This is a genomic window from Faecalibacterium sp. OM04-11BH, assembly GCF_003482185.1.
In the GTDB taxonomy this organism is placed as follows: Bacteria; Bacillota; Clostridia; order Oscillospirales; family Ruminococcaceae; genus Faecalibacterium; species Faecalibacterium tardum.
Genome location: NZ_QULS01000010.1, coordinates 26,545 through 45,777, shown reverse-complemented (window position 1 = coordinate 45,777; position 19,233 = coordinate 26,545). Strand labels below are relative to the sequence as shown.

General features: G+C 52.3%; 18 protein-coding genes, 1 tRNA gene and 1 pseudogene. 7 read left to right on the top strand and 13 right to left on the bottom strand.

Annotated elements, in window-relative coordinates; translation table 11 throughout:
- Positions 1-319 precede the first annotated feature (319 nt).
- Positions 320-410: transfer RNA gene (locus DXB44_RS09690), tRNA-Ser, on the top strand.
- 198 nt (positions 411-608) lie between these two features.
- Here DXB44_RS09690 and DXB44_RS09685 read toward each other — a convergent pair.
- The 4 genes from DXB44_RS09685 to DXB44_RS09670 all read right to left on the bottom strand — a co-directional run bounded on the left by DXB44_RS09685 (position 609) and on the right by DXB44_RS09670 (position 3,870).
- On the bottom strand, positions 609-1,850 hold the full coding sequence (locus DXB44_RS09685) for a site-specific integrase (RefSeq protein WP_118658587.1): 1,242 nt from the start codon (positions 1,848-1,850) through the stop codon (positions 609-611).
- A gap of 14 nt (positions 1,851-1,864) precedes the next feature.
- Complete coding sequence (locus DXB44_RS09680) at positions 1,865-2,140, bottom strand: helix-turn-helix domain-containing protein (protein ID WP_118658586.1); 276 nt, start codon at positions 2,138-2,140, stop codon at positions 1,865-1,867.
- 693 nt (positions 2,141-2,833) lie between these two features.
- Positions 2,834-3,271 carry a DUF188 domain-containing protein gene (locus DXB44_RS09675; protein ID WP_118658585.1) on the bottom strand — a complete coding sequence of 146 codons (438 nt, stop codon included), beginning with the start codon at positions 3,269-3,271 and terminating at the stop codon, positions 2,834-2,836.
- The gene (locus DXB44_RS09670) at positions 3,268-3,870 is read right to left on the bottom strand and encodes an alpha/beta hydrolase-fold protein (protein WP_243111112.1); all 603 of its coding nucleotides are present in this window, start codon (positions 3,868-3,870) and stop codon (positions 3,268-3,270) included. The genes DXB44_RS09675 and DXB44_RS09670 overlap by 4 nt, the downstream gene beginning before the upstream one ends.
- Positions 3,871-4,300: 430 nt before the next feature.
- Here DXB44_RS09670 and DXB44_RS09665 point away from each other — a divergent pair.
- The 6 genes and pseudogenes from DXB44_RS09665 to DXB44_RS09640 all read left to right on the top strand — a co-directional run.
- Positions 4,301-4,552, top strand: a pseudogene (locus tag DXB44_RS09665) (HPr family phosphocarrier protein); the annotation flags it as partial.
- A gap of 199 nt (positions 4,553-4,751) precedes the next feature.
- On the top strand, positions 4,752-6,452 hold the full coding sequence (locus DXB44_RS09660) for a histidine kinase (RefSeq protein ID WP_118658583.1): 1,701 nt from the start codon (positions 4,752-4,754) through the stop codon (positions 6,450-6,452).
- A gap of 3 nt (positions 6,453-6,455) precedes the next feature.
- Positions 6,456-7,232, top strand: a complete 777-nt coding sequence (locus tag DXB44_RS09655) for a response regulator (RefSeq protein WP_118658582.1) — start codon at positions 6,456-6,458, stop codon at positions 7,230-7,232.
- A 137-nt stretch (positions 7,233-7,369) separates the two neighbouring features.
- Positions 7,370-8,458 (top strand): extracellular solute-binding protein, encoded by a 1,089-nt coding sequence (locus DXB44_RS09650; protein WP_118658581.1) that lies wholly within the window; start codon positions 7,370-7,372, stop codon positions 8,456-8,458.
- Between the two features lie 24 nt (positions 8,459-8,482).
- Complete coding sequence (locus tag DXB44_RS09645) at positions 8,483-9,571, top strand: ABC transporter ATP-binding protein (protein ID WP_118658580.1); 1,089 nt, start codon at positions 8,483-8,485, stop codon at positions 9,569-9,571.
- Positions 9,558-11,213 carry an iron ABC transporter permease gene (locus DXB44_RS09640; RefSeq protein WP_118658579.1) on the top strand — a complete coding sequence of 552 codons (1,656 nt, stop codon included), beginning with the start codon at positions 9,558-9,560 and terminating at the stop codon, positions 11,211-11,213. Before DXB44_RS09645 ends, DXB44_RS09640 begins: the two co-directional genes overlap by 14 nt.
- A 500-nt stretch (positions 11,214-11,713) precedes the next feature.
- On the opposite strand, the gene DXB44_RS09635 is transcribed toward DXB44_RS09640, so the two are convergent.
- From DXB44_RS09635 to DXB44_RS09590, 9 genes are all read right to left on the bottom strand, one after another.
- Positions 11,714-12,094: a hypothetical protein gene (locus tag DXB44_RS09635; protein ID WP_118658578.1), complete on the bottom strand. Its 381-nt coding sequence runs from the start codon at positions 12,092-12,094 to the stop codon at positions 11,714-11,716.
- 4 nt (positions 12,095-12,098) lie between these two features.
- Positions 12,099-12,911, bottom strand: coding sequence for a hypothetical protein (locus DXB44_RS09630; RefSeq protein ID WP_118658577.1), 813 nt, complete (start codon positions 12,909-12,911; stop codon positions 12,099-12,101).
- A gap of 63 nt (positions 12,912-12,974) precedes the next feature.
- On the bottom strand, positions 12,975-13,349 hold the full coding sequence (locus tag DXB44_RS09625) for a TnpV protein (RefSeq protein ID WP_118658576.1): 375 nt from the start codon (positions 13,347-13,349) through the stop codon (positions 12,975-12,977).
- An 86-nt stretch (positions 13,350-13,435) separates the two neighbouring features.
- Positions 13,436-14,287: a DUF6017 domain-containing protein gene (locus DXB44_RS14435; RefSeq protein WP_147366434.1), complete on the bottom strand. Its 852-nt coding sequence runs from the start codon at positions 14,285-14,287 to the stop codon at positions 13,436-13,438.
- Between the two features lie 460 nt (positions 14,288-14,747).
- Entirely contained in the window at positions 14,748-15,191 is a 444-nt protein-coding gene (locus tag DXB44_RS09610) for a DUF188 domain-containing protein (RefSeq protein ID WP_118658630.1), read from the bottom strand.
- Positions 15,192-15,271: 80 nt separating this feature from the next.
- Positions 15,272-15,940: an alpha/beta hydrolase-fold protein gene (locus DXB44_RS09605; protein WP_118658629.1), complete on the bottom strand. Its 669-nt coding sequence runs from the start codon at positions 15,938-15,940 to the stop codon at positions 15,272-15,274.
- Between the two features lie 322 nt (positions 15,941-16,262).
- On the bottom strand, positions 16,263-16,916 hold the full coding sequence (locus tag DXB44_RS09600) for an SIS domain-containing protein (RefSeq protein WP_097779446.1): 654 nt from the start codon (positions 16,914-16,916) through the stop codon (positions 16,263-16,265).
- A gap of 4 nt (positions 16,917-16,920) precedes the next feature.
- Positions 16,921-18,237: an HAD-IIIA family hydrolase gene (locus tag DXB44_RS09595; protein WP_118658573.1), complete on the bottom strand. Its 1,317-nt coding sequence runs from the start codon at positions 18,235-18,237 to the stop codon at positions 16,921-16,923.
- Positions 18,234-19,232: a kinase gene (locus DXB44_RS09590; RefSeq protein WP_118658572.1), complete on the bottom strand. Its 999-nt coding sequence runs from the start codon at positions 19,230-19,232 to the stop codon at positions 18,234-18,236. Before DXB44_RS09590 ends, DXB44_RS09595 begins: the two co-directional genes overlap by 4 nt.
- Between the last annotated feature and the right edge of the window lies 1 nt (position 19,233).

The following is a 19,233-nucleotide window of genomic DNA, read 5'->3' as shown; positions in this document are numbered from 1 at the left end:
GCGCAGCACCCGGCGCTGCACCGCGCTTTGCGAGGCACTTGGAGAAAAGTGTTGACGGCAGCAGGCTTTTTTGTTATACTGTATAAGGTTTATTATGGAGATGTATCGAAGCGGTCGTAACGAGAACGACTCGAAATCCAAGTGGATGCTTCGCTGGGTGTCTCCATATCACACGGGAGAACGTCAATTTTGATGTCCTGACAGGCTTCAAAGCCTGTCTGAACGATGCGTTTTCTAACAATATTCTAACATTAAATTTCTAAGATTCAAGAGGAAATCAGCAATATACAACTTGCAATTTTCTCTCGAAATACAACAAGGAGTAGTACTCAAGCGGTCGAAGAGGCGTGACTCGAAATCTCGTAGGCCCTGCAAGGGGCGCCAGGGTTCAAATCCCTGCTACTCCGCCAGAGGCGCAGATTCAAACGAATCTGCGCCTTTTTTGTTGCCAAATCCAACGGTGATGCTGTGACAACAATAGCTAAGATCCTACTTTGAAAGCCCGTTCTCTCCTAAATTCTCTCCAACAGGAACTTTAACAGGCCGCCTGTTGAATCCGTTAGAAATACTACCGTTCGTTGAAACTGCTGTGGAATGCAACGGTCTTTTTACTTTTTCATTTCTAACAGCCCGGCAATGACCCCAGCCGACCCTTCCTTGCTCTTGTAATCGAGATGTGCGTAGATGTCAGCGGTGGTAGAAAAGGTACTGTGCCCCAGCCACTCCTGAACCTGCTTCATGGATACGCCGTTCATCACCATCAGGCTGGCACAGCTGTGGCGCAGATCGTGGAAGCGGATGCGGGGCAAGCTATACTTCCGAAGCAGCCAGTCGAAGTGCTCCGTCACGAAGTTCGGGCGGATCAGCTTGCCTTCCTGATCGGTGCAGACGAAATCCAGATACTCAGTGCTGTAGTTCTTCTTGAACAGCTTGCGGTAAAGCTGCTGCTTTTCCTTCTGCTTCAGAAGTTCTTCTTCCACAGCCGGGATCAGCGGCAGGGTGCGGCAGCTGGTCTTGTTCTTCATCACATCGCTGACCACAGGAACGTACTTGCCGTTCACCAACTGTTCCGTCACCTTGTGATTGATGGTGATGGACTTGCGCTCAAAGTCGATAGACGACCACTTCAGCCCAAGCACCTCGCTGCGGCGCAGACCGTAGTAGGCTGTAATGAGGATGCACAGGTGCAGGGGGTCATCCTGCGATACTTCCAGCAGCTGCTGGACTTCATCCTTGGAGTAGAAGTTGGGCCGGAAGCTGTTCTTCTTCGGGCGGTCAACTTTCAGCATCGGGTTGGTTTCCAGATAGTCCTTGCGGACGGCATCCTTGAACGCTTTACCGAAGATGGCGTGGTAGTGAATGACCGTGTTAGTGGTGTAGCCCTCCAGCAAGATCTTCTCCTGAAACTCATCCAGCACCTGCGGCGTGACCTCGCACAGCTTCAAGCCCAGCGGCTCAAAATACTGCGTGATGCGCCCGGTGATCATCCGATTGTAGCTGATAAAGGTTGCAGGCTGGATGGATGCTTTATGGACTTGCACCCACTCGTTGAGATAGTCCAGAAACAGCATCTCCGACTTGTTAACGGGTTGGAGAGGTTGCGGCAAGGACTTGGCGGTTTTAGCGTCTACTTTTTCGTAGGTGCCTCCCCGCCCTGTGGGCAGCTCCCCGGTCTCATCATAGTGGAGCAGCACTTCCCGGAGCATGGATTCCGCCTTGCGCTTGTTGCCCCGGACGGTCAGACCTGTGGAGATCCACTTGATCTTCCGCTTGCCGTTGGCATCATAAAGATTGACCACGAAATAGAAACGTCCATTTTTCTCTTGGACAGACCCTGTAGTTTTCATCATAAACCTCCTTTGGGTCAACAGGCGTGCTGTCCGTTGCTGCACCCACAGCATACCACATCCAGCGGCGGATTTCCAGCCGGGAAGGTGCTCTGTCCGGTGAGCAGGAACTCAATCACGCTCAGCTTCGGGATACGGTAGGTGCGGCCGATTTTAAGCGCAAACAGGCGGCGGGAACGGATCAGTTCCCCGACCGTGTGACGGTTCAGACCAAGCATCTCCGCAGCCTGCTGGAGGCTGACGGCATCGGGGCAACCGGGAAACATCTGGGAATAGGCATCGTTAAACTTCATAGGCACTCCTTCTGTATAAGTAGTTTAAGGCCAAAAAGTGTGTCATCCTTTGCAGCAAGGCTGCGGTCAGGTGACAATGTAAAGAGAACTGGCAGCAATTCCAGCTCTCGCATCGCAGATGGGCTTGCAGCCCATCTGCGTCAATATGATATAGGTCTCCCATATTCGCCCTCGGCACCCTAGGAGTGGGGAATCGTCCGGCAGCGGGCTTGCACCGCACCATTGGCATTTCAGCCACCCCGTCTTCGTTATGACCGGGCTGCGAGTTACAGAAGTACCTTTTGTGAAGTACCGGACGATTGAACTATTCTGTTTTCAAAGAACAGAGTTTTATAGAAAATCTTCGAAATTTAAGGCTTCCGAAAAATTGTCCCTCTAATTGGTAGGCATCGAAAAAGGGCTTTTTGTTACCCGAAAAAGAAATCCGTTAAAAAGTTCTTGGAAAATATAGTTGAAACAACCGCCGAGTTAAAATATCGTTAGTTTGTCGAGCAGCCAACTGAGGTAGACAATTTGCAACAGTGAGCGTGTCCAAAGTCGAAGCACTCTTGAAAAAAGATGCTCTCACTTGGTAGCCGACGAAAAAGGCCATTCTACACCCACAACTTATAAACTGTAACCAAGATGTAATCATTCAAATCGATATTCGCCAAAAAAGAAGGCTGGATTTCTCCAGCCTTCAAAAAGTATGTATCAATAATTTTTGCTCAGAATCTTCTCAAGCATATCCGCAAACCTGACATCTTGTTTCTTCGTCCGTTTTGGGCTCCCCTTGGGGTGCTTTCCGGCGCGGAGGAGTTTTTTGTTTTCGTACCGCCGCAGCATGAGAGCGTCTATGTTGTCGGCGGTGTATTCCAAGCCATTTTGATTCAGCACCCGGGCGCACTTGGCAAGGCACATACTCGCCAGCCCGTAGTCCTGTGTTACGACAATATCCCCCGGTTTTACCCGGTTGACAAGCGCAAAGTCTACGCTGTCAGCCCCTTTATCGAAAACCAGCGTCTGCGCACCTTCCCGTTCGAGTTGGTGAGAGGTGTCGCACAGGATGATGACCGGAACGCCAAACCACTTTGCAATCTGCAACGTCAAATCCACCACAGGGCAACCATCGGCATCGATCAAAATGGTCATGTGTGTTCCTCCATCGTCCACCGAAAGGCTTTCGCGGTACGCAAATCAGCGTCCTTAAAGTGCCCGCCGCTGTTCCACTCAAGGGTGCAGTCTACTCCACGCGCTGTAAGCTGGCTGTGCAGGGCACGGATGTTATCGCCAACCGCAGCCATGACGGTGCTTTTCGTGTGCTCTTCCTTGTCACCAAGGCTCAGATAAATGTGCTGCGTCTGTATCGGGTGCCGCTGTTCAAACTCCATCCAGCCCGGAAACCAAACAGAGGGCGAGGCAGCGGCGACACCGTAGAACAGATTTGTCTGGGTGGATGCCCACAGTGCAAACAATCCCGCCAGCGAATAGCCGCCCAGAATGATTTTGACGTTTTCCGAGAGTTCAAACTGTTGTTTCAGTGTTGGCATGACCTGTTCCGTCAGAAAGCGCAGAGCGTCCCCAGCCTTGCCGCTGAACCCCTGCTTTCCCCAGACAGCAGGGGCTTCCCACGGGGAAAGTGCATCGTTCCAACTTTCCACCGGAATAGCCGCAAACAAAAAATTCCGGCTGCTTTGTTCTATTGTTGCCACTTCATAATCCATGCTTTGCAGCTCATGTTCACCGGTCATTTGGAGCAGTAGGTATTCTGCATGGGCTTGGCCGTAAATGCGGCAAGGTCTGTTCCCGATTTACATTATCTGTGCAGTCACTACGGCGTCCTCCCGAAAAAATTTTTATAAGCCCAGTATAGCAACTGAAAAATCATTTTGCAATTCAAAAGGCGTTCGCATTCGCTGCAAGCAGTGCAAGTTGGTACCAACTTGCGATTTTTGAATTGGATTTTTCAAAATCCAATTTCAAAATGCTTGTTGGGAAATCCCAAACCCTTGAACTGCATCGTGCCGATGCAGGCTGCGCGTTTTTGCAAAACGCTTTTTGGATGCGCCATAGGAGTGCGCAGCCATCACGGAAGCATGATGATTACAGGGCTTGAGGTTCTCCCAGCGCAAGCAGCCCTAGTCGCGGTATCGATATGTACCAAGCCAAAGCGGACCCAGTAAAAGACGCCCTACCATCAAGGACGAACTTGGCGTCCACGCCCGCCCCGCCGGTCTGCTGGTCAAGCTGGCAAAGAAGTATGCCAGCAAGGTCACCATTGAAAAAGATGGCAAGACCTCTGATATGCGCAAGCTGATGGAAGTCATGGGACTTGGCATCAAGCAGGGCGAAACCATCACCGTCACGGTTGAGGGTGAGGATGAGACCGTCGCAGCAGAAGAAATTGCTGCATTCCTGAATGAGAACGTTTGATCGGCTCATCTGATTTGAACATCCACGGTAGCAGATTCCTCCTGCTAAAACTGCCCGGAACGATAGGAGAAGGTCGTTCCGGGCAGTTTTTTGTGTTATGCAATAAAAAAGGGCAGCAACACGCCCGTTGACGCATCTGATTCAAGGCATTATAATCGAAGTATGGCAAAGTATATCGAAGAGCAGGAGCGAAGAAAGTATGGAGCATAGTCACCCCGATCGCACCTACAAAAAGAGCCGCTTTCAGCAGGAGCTGGAGCAGAGCGTCTCCCGTAAGCTGATTTCAAGCCTGTTGCTGGGATGTCTTTTGTTCTGCATTGCAATCGCTGCTGTGAATGCTCTCAACCAGAACGCTCGGCGGGAAGACCATCTGGAGAGTGTTGCCGCCACCTTCCATGAGGTGTACAATAACACGTCAGCCTTTCTGCTGGACGCTGGACACACCGAGCTGTTCCTCTCCGAGCTGCGGAATGATCAGGACAACCTGCGCTATCTTATCAGCCAGTACAACGTCTCGGCTCCTGTGGAGATACAGCTCATCCTTACCGACTCTGAGGGAAATGTTCGGTTCACAACCTTTTCGGAGGGAGAGATGAATCTCCACCGGCAGGAATTTAACAGCATCGCCGTGGACAACGCCTGCCATCTTATGCGGACCGTCTACACCACGGTCTACCACTTCCGAGCCAACAGCTCAGAATACGTTATGATACATCCGCTCTACCGGGATGGCGAATATCAGGGTGCTGTGGCAGTCTATCTGAATGAGAACGACTGGACAAAACTGTTTAGCCAGTACCAGTACGATGCTATCCTCACCAAATCCAACGGTGATGTCATTGCCTGTTCAAGTTTCTCTTTCCTCTCCCAAAAGAACGCCAACAAGTATCTGCCCGCCGATGCAGCGCAATATGTGCGAGTGAACGGGAACCGCTATCTGCGCAGCAGCCGCTCGTTGGAAAACGGCACGGTATTGGCTTACTCCTTCATCTACTCGCCCACGAATTACAGTTATCTTTTCGTGGGTCTGCTCCTGATCGTACTGCTGGGACTGAGTTGGGCGGCAATGTTCGCCCGCATTATGCACGCTATGACTGAGCAGATGGTAAAGTCGGTGGACACCCTCGTGCGGGAGATCCGCATCATCCGCAAGGAGGCCCCTGATCACATCATCGAGATCGACACCGGCGATGAGATCGAGGAGATTGCCCATCAGGTCAACAAGATGGTTCGCAGCATTCAAGAGCTGAGCCAGCGCAATATCGCTCTTGCCGAAGTGAACAACCGGATGGAGATGCAGAATCTTCAGGCGCAGATCAATCCCCACTTTATTTATAATACGCTGGACAATATCCGCTATCTTATCCCGACAGACCCCCAGCGAGCCCAGCAGCTGATTGGACGGTTTATCGGCATCCTGCGCTACAGCATCAACAACACAAAGCACAATGTCCCTGTTAAAGATGATCTGAAATATCTGCAGGATTACCTTGTGATCCAGTCCACCCGCTTCGGTGCAAATTTCTCCTACGAGATCGACATCGACGACGCCTGCATGGAGTTCATCATCCCGAAGCTACTTTTACAGCCCTTGCTGGAAAACAGCATCAAATATGGATTCCAGAAGAAGCCACGTATCCATATAAGGGTACGGGGCTGGCTGGGGGAGGATGCGCTCTATTTCACGGTAGAGGATAACGGCGGAGGCGTGGACGAGACAATGCTGGAACAGCTGCGAGACACTTTGCGCTCGGATGAAGTGAACATCGAGCACAATGGTCTGCAGAACATCAACCGTCGCATCTGGCTGGGCTACGGCGGTGACAGCGGACTAACCATCGACAGCACCGAGGGCGAAGGCTTCACGGTGAAACTCAAACTCCGGCTGGGAGGAATGTAAACCATGTATCGCGTTCTATTGGTAGAAGATGAAGAAATCATCCGCAAGGGCATTCGTTACTCGGTACCGTGGGAGGAGTGCGGCTGCTCGGTGGTGGGCGAGGCAGAGAATGGGGCAGCAGGTGAAGAAAAGATCGCTGAACTGCAGCCTGACATCGTCATTACTGACATTACTATGCCGGTAAAAAGCGGTCTTGAGATGATCGCCGACACCCGAGAGAAATTCAACTATATTGCCATCATCCTGACAGGCTACTCGGAGTTCGAGTACGCCCAGCAGGCCATTCGGAACGGCGTATCGGATTATGTGCTCAAACCCCTCGACATGGACGAGATGCGTACTGCGCTGGAGAAGGCTGTCCGCCTTGCGGGGGATAACCAATACCTCCAACAGCGGGAGGACGAGACAGAGGCCGTCCGCAGCCGGACAGCTCTGCCGCCATTAAGCGAAGATAAGGTCTCTGACCCGCTGGTGCTACGCATCGTAGCCTATCTGAAAGAGAATTACCAGAGCAAGATAACACTTGCTGACCTTCAGGAACAGTTCCACTACTCGGAACGGTACATCAACCAGAAGTTTCAAAAAGAGCTTGGCACAACGGTCATTGACTACCTCAACCGCTGCCGTATTCAGAACGCTCTGGAACTCATCCGGAAAGGAAAACTGCCCATCTCCCAAATCGGCTGGGAGTGCGGCATTGGTGAGTACAAATATTTTAACCACGTTTTCAAAAAATACATAGGCTGCTCGGTGCGGGAGTACCAGAGCACCTTGAAATAAGTGTCTATAAAAAAATACCGAACAGCCGTTGTTCGGTATTTTTTCCATTTGTTCTGCAATTTGAGTATTATTTTTGTGCTATAAGCATTAAAATGGGACTATCGAAAAGTTTCAAGTAAAAAATGGAGGTTTTTACTATGAAAAAGATTTCTCGTCGTTCGTTCCTGATGGCTACCGGTGTTATCGCAGCTTCTGCTGCTCTGAGCGCTTGCGGCGGCTCCTCCGCCAGCACCTCTTCTGCCGGTTCTACCGCTGCTTCCACTGCCGCTTCCGGTACTGCTGCACAGGGCGGCGGCGACCTCGTGATCTACTCGCCCAACTCTGAGGGTCTGATGAACGCCACCATTCCTCTGTTTGAGGAGAAATACGGCGTCAACGTCGAGCTGATTCAGGCCGGCACCGGCGAACTGATCAAGCGTATCCAGTCCGAGAAGAACGATCCCTACGCAGATGTCATGTTCGGCGGCTCTTGGTCGCTGATGTACACCAACGAAGATCTGTGGGAACCGTATGTTTCCGCCAACGATGCAAACGTCATCGATGCTTACAAAAACAAGTGCGGCTTCATCACCGGCAATGTGCTGGACGGCAGCGTCCTCATCGTCAACACCGACCTCATCGGTGACATCAAGATCGAGGGCTACGAAGATCTGCTGAACCCGGCTCTGAAGGGTAAAATCGCCACTGCCGACCCCGCCAACTCCTCTTCCGCTTTCGCTCAACTGACCAATATGCTGCTTGCAATGGGCGGCTACGAGGACGATAAGGCATGGCAGTACGTCCACGACCTGTTTGAGAATGTGGACGGCAAGATCTGCGAAAGCTCCAGCAGCGTTTACAAGGGAGTTGCCGATGGCGAGTATGTGGTGGGTCTGTCCTATGAGGATCCCTGTGCTCAGCTGGTTCTGGACGGCGCACCTGTCAAGATCGTTTACATGAAGGAAGGTGCTGTCTTCCTTCCTGCTGGCGCCACCATCATCAAGGGCGCAAAGAACATGGACAATGCCAAGCTGTTCATTGACTTCATCCTGAGCGAGGAAGTCCAGAACATCTGGGGCAGCACCCTGACCAACCGCCCTGTTATGAAGGACGCTGCTACCAACGATGCCATGACCCCGATGGCAGACATCAATGTCATCGAAGAGGACATTCCCTACGTCAGCGCCCACAAGTCAGAATTGGTGGACAAGTACACTGAGATCTTCACCGGTCTGCAGAGCGAATAATTCAAAGGGCAGCAGGAGGCTAGTATGAGCAGAATATCAGTCAAAGACGCAGTAAAGCGCTACGGGAATAATACGGTCATCCCGGACCTGAATCTGGAGATCGGAGATGGTGAGCTGTTCACCCTGCTGGGTCCCTCCGGCTGCGGCAAGACCACCCTTCTCCGTATGATCGCAGGCTTCAACTCCATTGAGGGCGGCGACATCTTCTTCAACGAGAAGCGCATCAACGATATGGACCCCAGCAAGCGCAACATCGGCATGGTGTTCCAGAACTATGCCATCTTCCCGAACCTCTCCGTCCGGGACAATGTGGCATTCGGTCTGAAAAACCGCAAGGTGGACAAGACCGAGATAAAGAAGCGGACAGATGAGTTTCTGAACCTGATGCAGATCATGCAGTATGCCGACCGGATGCCCAACCAGCTTTCCGGCGGTCAGCAGCAGCGTATCGCACTGGCTCGCGCACTGGTTATCTCGCCGGATGTGCTGCTGATGGACGAGCCGCTTTCCAATCTGGACGCAAAGCTCCGTGTCGAGATGCGCAGCGTCATCCGCCACACCCAGAAGAGCGTTGGCATCACCACCGTGTATGTCACCCACGATCAGGAAGAGGCAATGGCCATCAGTGACCGTATCGCCGTTATGAAGGACGGCGTTATCCAGCACGTTGGCACTCCCCGCGATATCTACCAGCGCCCGAAGAATGTCTTTGTTGCCACCTTTATCGGCCGCACCAACATCGTGGACGCCCACGTCAAGGATGGCATCATCACCTTTGCCGACGGCTACCATGAGCACATCGACGCTCTGGACAAGGCTGCCGAGCAGGATGTGCGCTGCTCCATCCGCCCGGAGGAGTTCATTATCTGCAAGGACGGCACCGATGGCATCCACGGCACCGTGCAGGAGTGCACCTACCTCGGCCTCAACACCCACTACACCATTGACACCGATCAGGGTGACTCGGTGGAGATCGTAGAGGAGTCCTCCATTGGCGAGGGTCTCAAGAAGGGCGAGAAGGTGCTGCTGAAGGTCAAGAAAGAGAAGATTAACGTCTTTACCAAGGACGGCGATACCAATCTCATCAGGAGCGACGCTTATGAAAAACAATAATAAGTTCCGTCTTGATGTCTGGGGAGCCATTACGCTGGGGACCATCGCACTCTATGCACTGTTCCTGCTTTACCCGATGGCATACCTGATCCGCCAGTCTGTGCTGGACCCCGACACCGGCAGCTTCACGCTGGCTTATTTCACCAAGTTCTTTTCCAAGAGCTACTATTTCGATACCCTGATCAACAGCTTCAAGGTGTCCATCACAGCGACGGTGCTCTCCATCGCTATTGGCACCCCACTGGCATACCTATTCACGATCTTTAAGATCAAGGGCAAGTCGGTGCTGAATATCCTCATTGTGGTGGCATCTATGTCGGCTCCCTTCATCGGGGCCTACTCATGGATCCTGCTGCTGGGTCGCAGCGGTATCATTACCACATTCTTCAAAAACCTCGGTATCGCCATCCCGGACATCTACGGCTTCGGCGGCATCGTGCTGGTCATGACGCTCCAGCTGTTCCCGCTGGTGTTCCTCTACGCCAAGGGTGCACTGAAGAACATCGACAACTCCCTCATCGAGGCGGCTGAAAACCTCGGATGCTCTGGCATTGCCTGCTTCTTCAAAGTGGTCGTGCCCCTAATCATGCCCACCCTGCTGGCTGCAGCTCTGCTGGTGTTCATGCGATCCTTTGCAGACTTCGGCACCCCGATGCTGATCGGTGAGGGCTACCGTACCTTCCCTGTTGTCCTTTACACCGAGTTCATCAACGAGGTGGGCGGCAGCGACGGCTTTGCGGCCGCTATCGCCGTCATCGCTATCGTCATTACCACGCTGGTGTTCCTCGTCCAGAAGTACGTTTCCAATAAGAACGCCTTTGCTCTGAACAGTATGCACCCCGTGGAGGAGCGGGAGGCCCGCAAGGGCATCAACGCTCTGGTGCATCTGGCGGTCTACCTCGTGGTGGGCGTCGCCATTCTGCCGCAGGCCTACGTCATCTACACCTCGTTCAAGAACACGCAGGGCAAGATCTTCGTGGACGGCTACTCGCTGCAGAGCTACCAGACCGCTATCGGCAAGCTGGGCCGCAGCATCCAGAACACCATCATCATCCCCCTGCTGGCACTGGTCGTCATCGTGCTGCTGGCTGTTCTCATCGCTTATCTGGTGGTGCGCCGCCGCAATGCCCTGACCAACGTGGTGGACATCCTCTCGATGATCCCCTACATCGTGCCCGGCACGGTCCTTGGCATCGCACTGCTCATCGGCTTCAATAAGCCCCCGCTCCTCATCAGCGGCACCATGCTCATCATGGTGGTGGCACTCATCATCCGGCGTCTGCCCTATACCATCCGCTCGTCGGTGGCTATCCTGCAGCAGATCCCCATGAGCATTGAGGAAGCTGCCATCTCGCTGGGCGCTTCCAAGATGAAGGCATTCTTCCGCATCACAGTGCCCATGATGGCCTCCGGCATCATCTCTGGTGCCATCCTGAGCTGGGTCACCATGATTAGTGAACTGTCTACCGCAATCATCCTGTATACCGGCAAGACCAAGACCCTGACGGTAGCAATCTATACCGAGGTCATCCGCGGCAACTACGGTACTGCAGCCGCATTGTCCACCATTATGACCATCCTCACCGTCATTTCTCTGTTGGCTTTCAGCAAGCTCAATGGCGGCAAGGATATCAGTCTTTAAGTAGTTTCCCCATTCTCCTTCGATCACTGAGTTTCCAAACCGGGCTGTTTCTCAGTAACGCAAATAGCCCCCAACGGAAAAATGAGACAGGCTTCCCGAAAGGCGGGTCGCCTGTCTCATTTTTGTTGTAAGTTGGACGCTTGGGGACTTTAGACCTTTGCAGTCCCGAAAAACCGTGCCGATCCTGTACGGTTTAGAACATTTTGATGACCCACAGGATCAGGATACGCAATCGCAAAGCAGTGCACCCAAGGCGACCAACTGCTTAAAATGGCAGTTTCCTGCGCACACGCTTCTCTGGAATTGCCCGGCACACAAATGTGCACCATGGCAGGCGTGGAAAAAAGATTCCCGCTTACACCTGTTAAGCAGCTCTGTACGTTTTAGTATGGGACAGATTTAATAACGCGGAAAATTGTCAAAGCCCACAGGCCGGAATTTCATCCACCCGGTGGGCTTTGTTGTGCCCACTAATTGATATAAGTTGATATCAATTAGTATCAGTTGCTTTTCCAATTCTCATTCATGATCCTTCTGGCTCGTCCGCGCGTGGTGTCCTCAAAGGTCTCATCTTCGCTGAATCGCAGCCAATAGGGGTCTTCCATCAGGCAGGCATTGGTACGTTTAACAATTTCCCACGCATTGTAGTCCGGCAGACCCATCATTTTCAGAATCTCTTTACAGTCCATCCGATTCCGGGGAAAGATGCGCTTCTTTGCCCAGACGACCACATCGACCAGCGGCACTTTGCGGCTGTTGCCGATAAAGAGGTTCAGAGGCAGGTCATACTGCGGCACACTCTCATTGGCGCAGAGATACTGCCCATCTTCGCTTAGGTGTGCGATTTCTTTTTCATCCATCATCAATTTCAGATAGGCCATTTTATCACCCCATAGCGACTTTCAGGTAGTGCAGACGGTATTTCAGGTATTGACGGATCGCAGATGCTCTTTTTTCGCTCAACAATGCAAGAATAGGCGAAATAGCCTGAACGATTTCTGTATACAGCGTATCCAGATCACACACAGGCAGCACAGGCTCGTCGACCAGTTTGATCTGCTGGGCGTGATGGCTGCGGAACGGCTTCGATTTATCGAACTGATAACGGAGCTTCGTGTCAGTCAATTCTTCATCCATCGCCCATGCAAGCAGACTGCCGCCATTGTCGTAAATAGGCGGAGCATAATTTTTTCCATCCCGGACGATTACATCAAAATTGTTCTCGTGGCGGTCTTCGTTGCCAATAAAGGCGTCGAACGCCAGCATTTGATAGAGCCACTTCTTGCCATACAATTCTACCGCATACTGAAACAGTGCCTCCGGTGAAGCGGCCCGACCGCTGGCAAGGAAATGGGCATCAGCCAAGTCTGCAAAATGATACAGTTGTTCATCGTCCGTTGTGAACTTGGGGCAGACGCTGACCACATCGCAGGAATAGGTCTGAATGTCGGGAAAGAGTTTGGCAGGCATCAGGGCGTATTCCACATGAGGCAGACCCAGTACCTGTGCAATCAGCGAGGCCATCACCTCAGAATACGGCTCATACCCAGCGGTTCCGGCCTCTGTGATGGAGTTGCCCTTGACCATGACAAGCTGGTCGTCTACCTGATACCAGCCCTTTGAGAGCATTCCACGGCTCGTCCGTGTTTCACGCTTTTCGACCAACTGGATTTTTGCAGGGACTTCGATTGGGCTCATGGTATCACGCTCCTTTGTTCCATTATACCATGTTTGGATGGATAGACAAGATGAATCGTGGTTTCATTCTGCATACACGACTTCCCTCACCACTACCTCTTCAGCCTGCGCTTTCAGCCCATTCATGTGCGCCACCCAGAGAAGCTGTGCGCGCTCTTTGTCCGGCGCGGGGTACTTGTCTAACAGAGTGGTCATCGTGCGTTCCAGCCACTCGCAGGCTGTTTTCTGGACATCCTGCAAATGCGGCCAGAGCGTGCCGTTCAGCAACATCCGGCTGTACAGCACAGGACGCTGATTCTTGAGATAGGCCAGCCGCATCCGACTATACTTGCCCAGCAGTTCGGTATCATCGGTCTGTGGCAGGGTGAACAGGGGCAGCTGATACTCCCCAACCTGTGCGTAATGGATCTCGGTGCGGACGGCGTTCGAGTTCTTCATGGAAATTCTCCTTTGTACTTTCAACGTGTTTTGCGGTCTTTGTGGAAAACGGTGTTCACTCCTTCCGGCTCTGCGCGGTCAGCCAGTTACCCTGCGCCTGATAGTAGTGCTCCATCGTGGTGGGGGGCGTTCAGGATGGTGGTGCGCAGATAGGCCATGATGTTCTTGATGGGCTGGGTGGTGTTGGACATCACATCGAAGATGTACTCAATGTGTTGGCTGGTCAGCTTGTCCAGCCGCAGCCGGATGGCTTTGGTGGTCTGCGGCTGTTTGCCGACATACTGGGTCTGCCGAGGACAGCAGTACATCTCCACAATGTTGTCCAGCAGTTCCTCCAGCTTGTCGGGGTCGTACCGCTGGGCAAGAGTGTCAATTTCCAGCCGTTCCCGAAACTCCTCCCGTACCTGTGCTTCCATCTGGTCAAAATCTGCGGATTCGCCTGCCTGCCCTGATAGATTAGTACTTTGTCTTTTAGTATTTTGTTTATTAGTATTTTGTTGCGTTGCCTTTTCCAAATTGGGCTCAGCCAAATTTGGAAAATCCAAAAATGGTGAAGAACAAGGTTTCATGCGGCTTTTCGGGCTTTTGGTTGCGGACGGGTTCGATGGCCCGCCTTCCTTGTCGGGAACGGCAGGATCGTCCTCAACAGGCGATTCATAAACCTGATAATCGTAGTCGATGATCTGCCCTTTGGCATTGCGAACTTTCTGACGGCGGACGTAGCCGTGTTCTTCCAGTTCCAGAACAGCGGTGCGTACACTGTCCAGACCATCCTTGCAACCAACGGTCAGCCCTTTCAGGCTGTAATCCCAATCGTCCGGCAGGGAGAGCATATAGGACAGCAGTCCCTTGGCCTTCAGGGACAGTCTCTTATCCTGCAGGTGGTGGTTGCTCATAACGGTGTAGTTGACGTTTTTATTGACGCGGAATGTTGACATGGCGGCTTCCCTTTCAGCCCAATGCGGGCAAGAGAAAACGCAGCATCTCCCGGCTTTCGGGAAACGCTGCGTTCAGACAGGGAAGCCTGCTGTGAGCTGGCACAGCAACGGCAGCACTGCATAATTCTAACGGACATCTAACACAACTACACCTGAAATGCAGCCGCTGACGACCTGTGTGAAAAAGGCTTTTTCTAACGTCGTTTCGCAAAAAGTGGCCGATTTTCGCCTGCAAATTGCGGTGCGACGTGCCTTTTGGGAGGTTACAAAAATGCCCTCAGCTGCCAATGACGGCCGCGAGGGACCAGCTTCATCCAACAATTTCAAAGACTCGAAATCGTTTTGTCCTTAACCGGGCACGTGGGTTCGAATCCCACCATCTCCGCCAACAAAAAGCACCGGCTCAGGCTGGTGCTTTTTTGTATCCAATCGGATTTCTCCAACCTTCCAAAAGTATGTATCAATAATTTTTGCTCAGAATCTTCTCAAGCGTGTCCGCAAACCTGACATCCTGCTCCTTCGTCCGCTTTGGGCTCCCCTTGGGGTGCTTCCCGGCACAGAGGAGCTTTTTGTTTTCATACCGCCGCAGCATGAGAGCTTCCATGTTGTCGGCGGTGTATTCCAAACCGTTCTGGTTCAGCACCCGGGCGCACTTGGCAAGGCACATACTCGCAAGGCCGTAGTCCTGTGTTACGACCACATCTCCCGGTTTTACCCGGTTGACAAGCGCAAAGTCCACGCTGTCAGAACCTTTATCGAACACCAGCGTCTGCGCACCTTCCCGTTCGATTTGGTGAGCTGTGTCACACAGGATGATGACCGGAACACTGAACTGTCTTGCAATCTGCAACGTCAAATTCACCACCGGGCAGCCGTCTGCATCAATCAGAACTTGTCGGGGCAAGACCCCTCCATTTGTTTCGCAAACCGTTCTGTCGCTTAAACGCCCCACTGGGGCGTTCATTGCTTCGCAAACGCGAATGGTCATGTGTGTTCCTCCATCGTCCACTGAAAGGCTTTCGCCGTGCGCAGGTCGGCGTCTTTGAAATGCCCGCCGCTGTTCCATTCAAGCGTGCAGTCTGCGCCACGCTCTGTAAGCCGACTGAGCAGGGTGCGGATGTTATCGCCCACCACAGCCATGACGGCGTTTTTCGTGCGCTCTTCCTTGTTGCCAAGGCTCAGATAAATGTGCTGTGCCTGTATCGGGTGCCGCTGTTCAAACTCCATCCAGCCCGGAAACCACACAGAAGGCGATGCGGCGGCGACACCGTAGAACAGCTTTGTCTGAGTGGATGCCCACAGTGCAAACAATCCCGCCAGCGAATAGCCACCCAGAATGATTTTGACGTTTTTCGAGAGTTCAAACTGCTGCTCCAGTGTGGGGATGACCTGCTCTGTCAGAAAGCGCAGGGTGTCCGCAGCCTTACCGCCAAACCCCTGCTTTCCCCACACAGCAGGGGCTTCCCACGGAGAAAGTGCATCGTTCCAGCTTTCCACGGGAATTGCCGCAAACAGAAAATTCCGGCTGCTTTGCGCGATCATTGCCACTTCATGGTCCATGCTCTGCAGCTCGTGCTCGCCGGTCATTTGGAGCAGTAGGTATTCTGCATGGGCTTCGCCGTAAATGCGGCAAGGTCTGTTCCCGATTTGCATTGTCTGTGCGGTCACTGCGGTGTCCTCCCGAAAAATTTTGATAAGCCCAGTATAGCAACTGAAAAATCATTTTGCAATTCAAAAGGCGTTCGCATTCGCTGCAAGCAGTGCAAGTTGGTACCAACTTGCGATTTTTGAATTGGATTTTTCAAAGCCCAAATGCAAAATGCTTGTTGGGAAATCCCAAACCCTTGAACTGCATCTGACGGGCGCAGGCTGCGCGTTTTTTGCAAAACGCTTTTCCGGTGCGTTGTATCGCGTAATATCTTCAAAATGACGAGCGCTGTATTTTGCAACAGCCTCGTGCTCCGAGAAAATGTACTTACTCGCAAAAAAAATGCTCTTCCAACATCAGGCACAAGCAATGATAAATGGGAAGATGCAGTTCTTGAATTTGATAAGTTTCCAGCAGCGGTGCCCGGATACAGACGTCGCACAGTGGAATTAGAGGACTGTCTGCCGCACCCGTCAGGCCGATTACTTTCATCCCGATGGCGCGAGCGGTTACAGATGCATACAGGATATTTTTGCTTTTTCCGCTAGTAGAAATCGCAAGTAGAACATCTCCTGCTTTGCCGTATCCATTGACCTGTTGCGCAAAGCACATCAATGGTGCACAGTCATTGGCATAGGCAGTGGAAAGCGCTAGGTGTCCATCCAACGCGATAGCCGGCAGTGCTTTTTGCAGATTTTGTACAAGCTCCGGGCCAAGTTCAGGGCTTTCCTGCAGCAGTCGTTCTGCGAGCGCTGCGTCTAGCTTGCGGGGCTTCTTAAAGCGTTTCATCAGTTCGCCTACAATATGTTCTGCATCGGCAGCAGAGCCGCCGTTGCCTGCGATTAGAAGTTTGCCACCGGCCTCATAGGTTGCGGCCATGACCTGATACGCTTTTCGAATCTCTTCTTTCTGCACGGTTAGAATTGGGTAGCGCTGCAGCAAAAGATCCAAATGTTTTTCAGCCCGATCTGTCTGTTTCATGATGTCAGAGCTCCTTTTTTCCACACAGGACCTGTCCTACAAAGTTGTACAGCGATGTGGCCGTCCAATCTTGTTCAAGTTTTGGCGGCACTACATCCGCACAGAGCAGTGCCGTTTTGCAGCCCGCGTTCTTTCCCGCCTGAATATCACGGCTTCCATCACCAACGATCCATGAAGATGCTAAGTCAATATTGAATCGCCGCGCTGCCTCCATCAGCATTCCCGGTGCGGGTTTACGGCAGCTGCAGTGGATTTTTAGTTCTGCCCTCTCCCCCGGGAATCCCTTGTCCGGGTGGTGTGGACAGTAATAAATGGCATCCAGCCAGGCACCTTCCTTGCCCAGAAGCGTTTCCATTTTACAATGGATGGCTTCCAATTGAGCCTCCGTCACCTCGCCGCGTGCGATCACCGGTTGGTTGGTCACCACAATAGCAAGCCAGCCCAGTTCGTTGATTTTCCGAATCGCCTGCGCTGAACCCGGCAACAGCTCAAATGCATCTGGCTCCCGCAAAAAACCGACATAGCGGTTGATGGTTCCGTCTCGATCCAGAAAGACTGCTTTTTGCTTCCGGCATAGATTTCGCGCTGCCGCACGGCCACTGTGCACATCTGCACAGACCGCCGCATAGCGTTCCGGGGTCCCCATATCCTTGACATACTCCGGGCTGTCATAGCAAACCAACTTTCCAGTCCCTGCCAGCGGTTTCAGGATTTGACGATCCAAATCTACCTTTCCCACCGGGATCTCTCCTTGCAACAATTCTGGGTTGAGGATATGCAACCCTGCATTGACCCTGTTGCGATAATACTGCGGACGAGCATCTTCTTTGGTCAGCCATTGTGTTACCCGTTGATCGCCGTCGGCTATGATCAAGCCGCTGTCATACGGATGCCCGTTTGGGTGGGTAAACAGTGTTGCCAGCCCGCAGTGTGCCTTATGGAATGCCGCAAAGCGCCGCAGGTCTATGTCAAACATCACATCTCCGTTCAGAAGTAGAAAATCCTTATCCAGTTTATCCCGGATGCGGAACAGCGCTCCTGCGTTGCCCAGAGGTTCTGTTTCCACAAAATATTCGATGTGAATACCAAACGGTTTGCCAGTCTGTGGGGAGCAGCCGCTGCCATCACCAAAATAATCCATAATAGCCGGTGCCAAATACCCGACCGTAATCAGTACCTCGGTGAAACCCTGCTCCCGCAGGGATCCCAGCTCCCATTCCAGTATAGGGCGGCCATCAATAGGCAGCATCGGCTTAGGCAAATCTTTCGACAACGCTGCAATTCGGGTGCCGCGGCCGCCGGCCATAATCACAGCTTTCATAGCACTTCCTCCTCTGGCGCATAATAAATGACACGTGTCCCGCCATTTTCAAAGCTGAACGGGATATAGAGAAGATCGCGCATAGCCTCGTGCACGGCAGCCTGATATTCTGGCTGCACATAAAAAACCAGAAAGCCACCACCGCCCGCACCCAGAAGCTTGCCGCCAAGTGCGCCTGCCGCCATACCTTTGGCATACAGTTCATCGATACAGTCGGTGGATACAGCTGCGCCGGTATGGCGTTTCAGCTGCCATGTATGATCCAGTAGACGGCCAAACTCGTCCAAGTCCGCCTGCTCGTTCACCAAAATTGCCTCAGCATCATCTACGAGAGCCATCATTTCTCTCAATAACGCTGTTTTGTTTGCTGCGCTGTGGCTGCAGTTGAATTGCTGAACATCTGCAGAAAAACGGGTGAAACCGGTAAAGAACATCATTAGATTTCCGTTCAGTCGCTTTTTGCGCTCCTGAGACAGTAGTACCGGTTTTACCTCATATCCATCTGTGCTGAAGTTGATCCGGTTGAAGCCGCCAAAAGATGCGGCAATCTGGTCCTGCCAACCGCCGGTTTCCGCGCAGAGCACTCGTTCCAGATAAATGGCATCAGCTGCCAGTTTCTGCTTGCTGGCATATTGCCCCTTAAGAGCATAAAATGCATTCAGCATTCCTACGGCAAATGAACTGGATGTCCCCAGACCGGATCGTGCCGGAAGGTCGGCCTCATAGGTCAGGCGAATCTGATGCATATCCAGTAATTTCATGGCATTGCGAATTGCTGGATGCGCAATCTCATCCAAATTATTTACGCGCTCTATTTTGGAATAAGAAAACTCACTGGTATACGAAAAGAATGGCGGCAGATGCCGGACATTGACGTAACAGTATTTGTCAAAGGTTGTTGACAGCACTGCTCCGCCATACTGGCGAAAAAAACTTTCCATATCGGTTCCGCCGCCAAAAAAGGACATTCGGAATGGCGTTTTAGTAATGATCATT

Bases quoted from the DNA above. Each gene is read 5' to 3' on its own strand.
- DXB44_RS09655 (WP_118658582.1), top strand. From the start codon at position 6,456: ATGTATCGCGTTCTATTGGTAGAAGATGAAGAAATCATCCGCAAGGGC.
- DXB44_RS09595 (WP_118658573.1), bottom strand. From the start codon at position 18,237: ATGAAAGCTGTGATTATGGCCGGCGGCCGCGGCACCCGAATTGCAGCG.
- DXB44_RS09685 (WP_118658587.1), bottom strand. From the start codon at position 1,850: ATGATGAAAACTACAGGGTCTGTCCAAGAGAAAAATGGACGTTTCTAT.
- DXB44_RS09680 (WP_118658586.1), bottom strand. From the start codon at position 2,140: ATGAAGTTTAACGATGCCTATTCCCAGATGTTTCCCGGTTGCCCCGAT.
- DXB44_RS09600 (WP_097779446.1), bottom strand. From the start codon at position 16,916: ATGAAACAGACAGATCGGGCTGAAAAACATTTGGATCTTTTGCTGCAG.
- DXB44_RS09640 (WP_118658579.1), top strand. From the start codon at position 9,558: ATGAAAAACAATAATAAGTTCCGTCTTGATGTCTGGGGAGCCATTACG.
- DXB44_RS09675 (WP_118658585.1), bottom strand. From the start codon at position 3,271: ATGACCATTTTGATCGATGCCGATGGTTGCCCTGTGGTGGATTTGACG.
- DXB44_RS09605 (WP_118658629.1), bottom strand. From the start codon at position 15,940: ATGCAAATCGGGAACAGACCTTGCCGCATTTACGGCGAAGCCCATGCA.
- DXB44_RS09650 (WP_118658581.1), top strand. From the start codon at position 7,370: ATGAAAAAGATTTCTCGTCGTTCGTTCCTGATGGCTACCGGTGTTATC.
- DXB44_RS09590 (WP_118658572.1), bottom strand. From the start codon at position 19,232: ATGATCATTACTAAAACGCCATTCCGAATGTCCTTTTTTGGCGGCGGA.
- DXB44_RS09660 (WP_118658583.1), top strand. From the start codon at position 4,752: ATGGAGCATAGTCACCCCGATCGCACCTACAAAAAGAGCCGCTTTCAG.
- DXB44_RS09670 (WP_243111112.1), bottom strand. From the start codon at position 3,870: ATGACCGGTGAACATGAGCTGCAAAGCATGGATTATGAAGTGGCAACA.
- DXB44_RS14435 (WP_147366434.1), bottom strand. From the start codon at position 14,287: ATGTCAACATTCCGCGTCAATAAAAACGTCAACTACACCGTTATGAGC.
- DXB44_RS09635 (WP_118658578.1), bottom strand. From the start codon at position 12,094: ATGGCCTATCTGAAATTGATGATGGATGAAAAAGAAATCGCACACCTA.
- DXB44_RS09645 (WP_118658580.1), top strand. From the start codon at position 8,483: ATGAGCAGAATATCAGTCAAAGACGCAGTAAAGCGCTACGGGAATAAT.
- DXB44_RS09625 (WP_118658576.1), bottom strand. From the start codon at position 13,349: ATGAAGAACTCGAACGCCGTCCGCACCGAGATCCATTACGCACAGGTT.
- DXB44_RS09630 (WP_118658577.1), bottom strand. From the start codon at position 12,911: ATGAGCCCAATCGAAGTCCCTGCAAAAATCCAGTTGGTCGAAAAGCGT.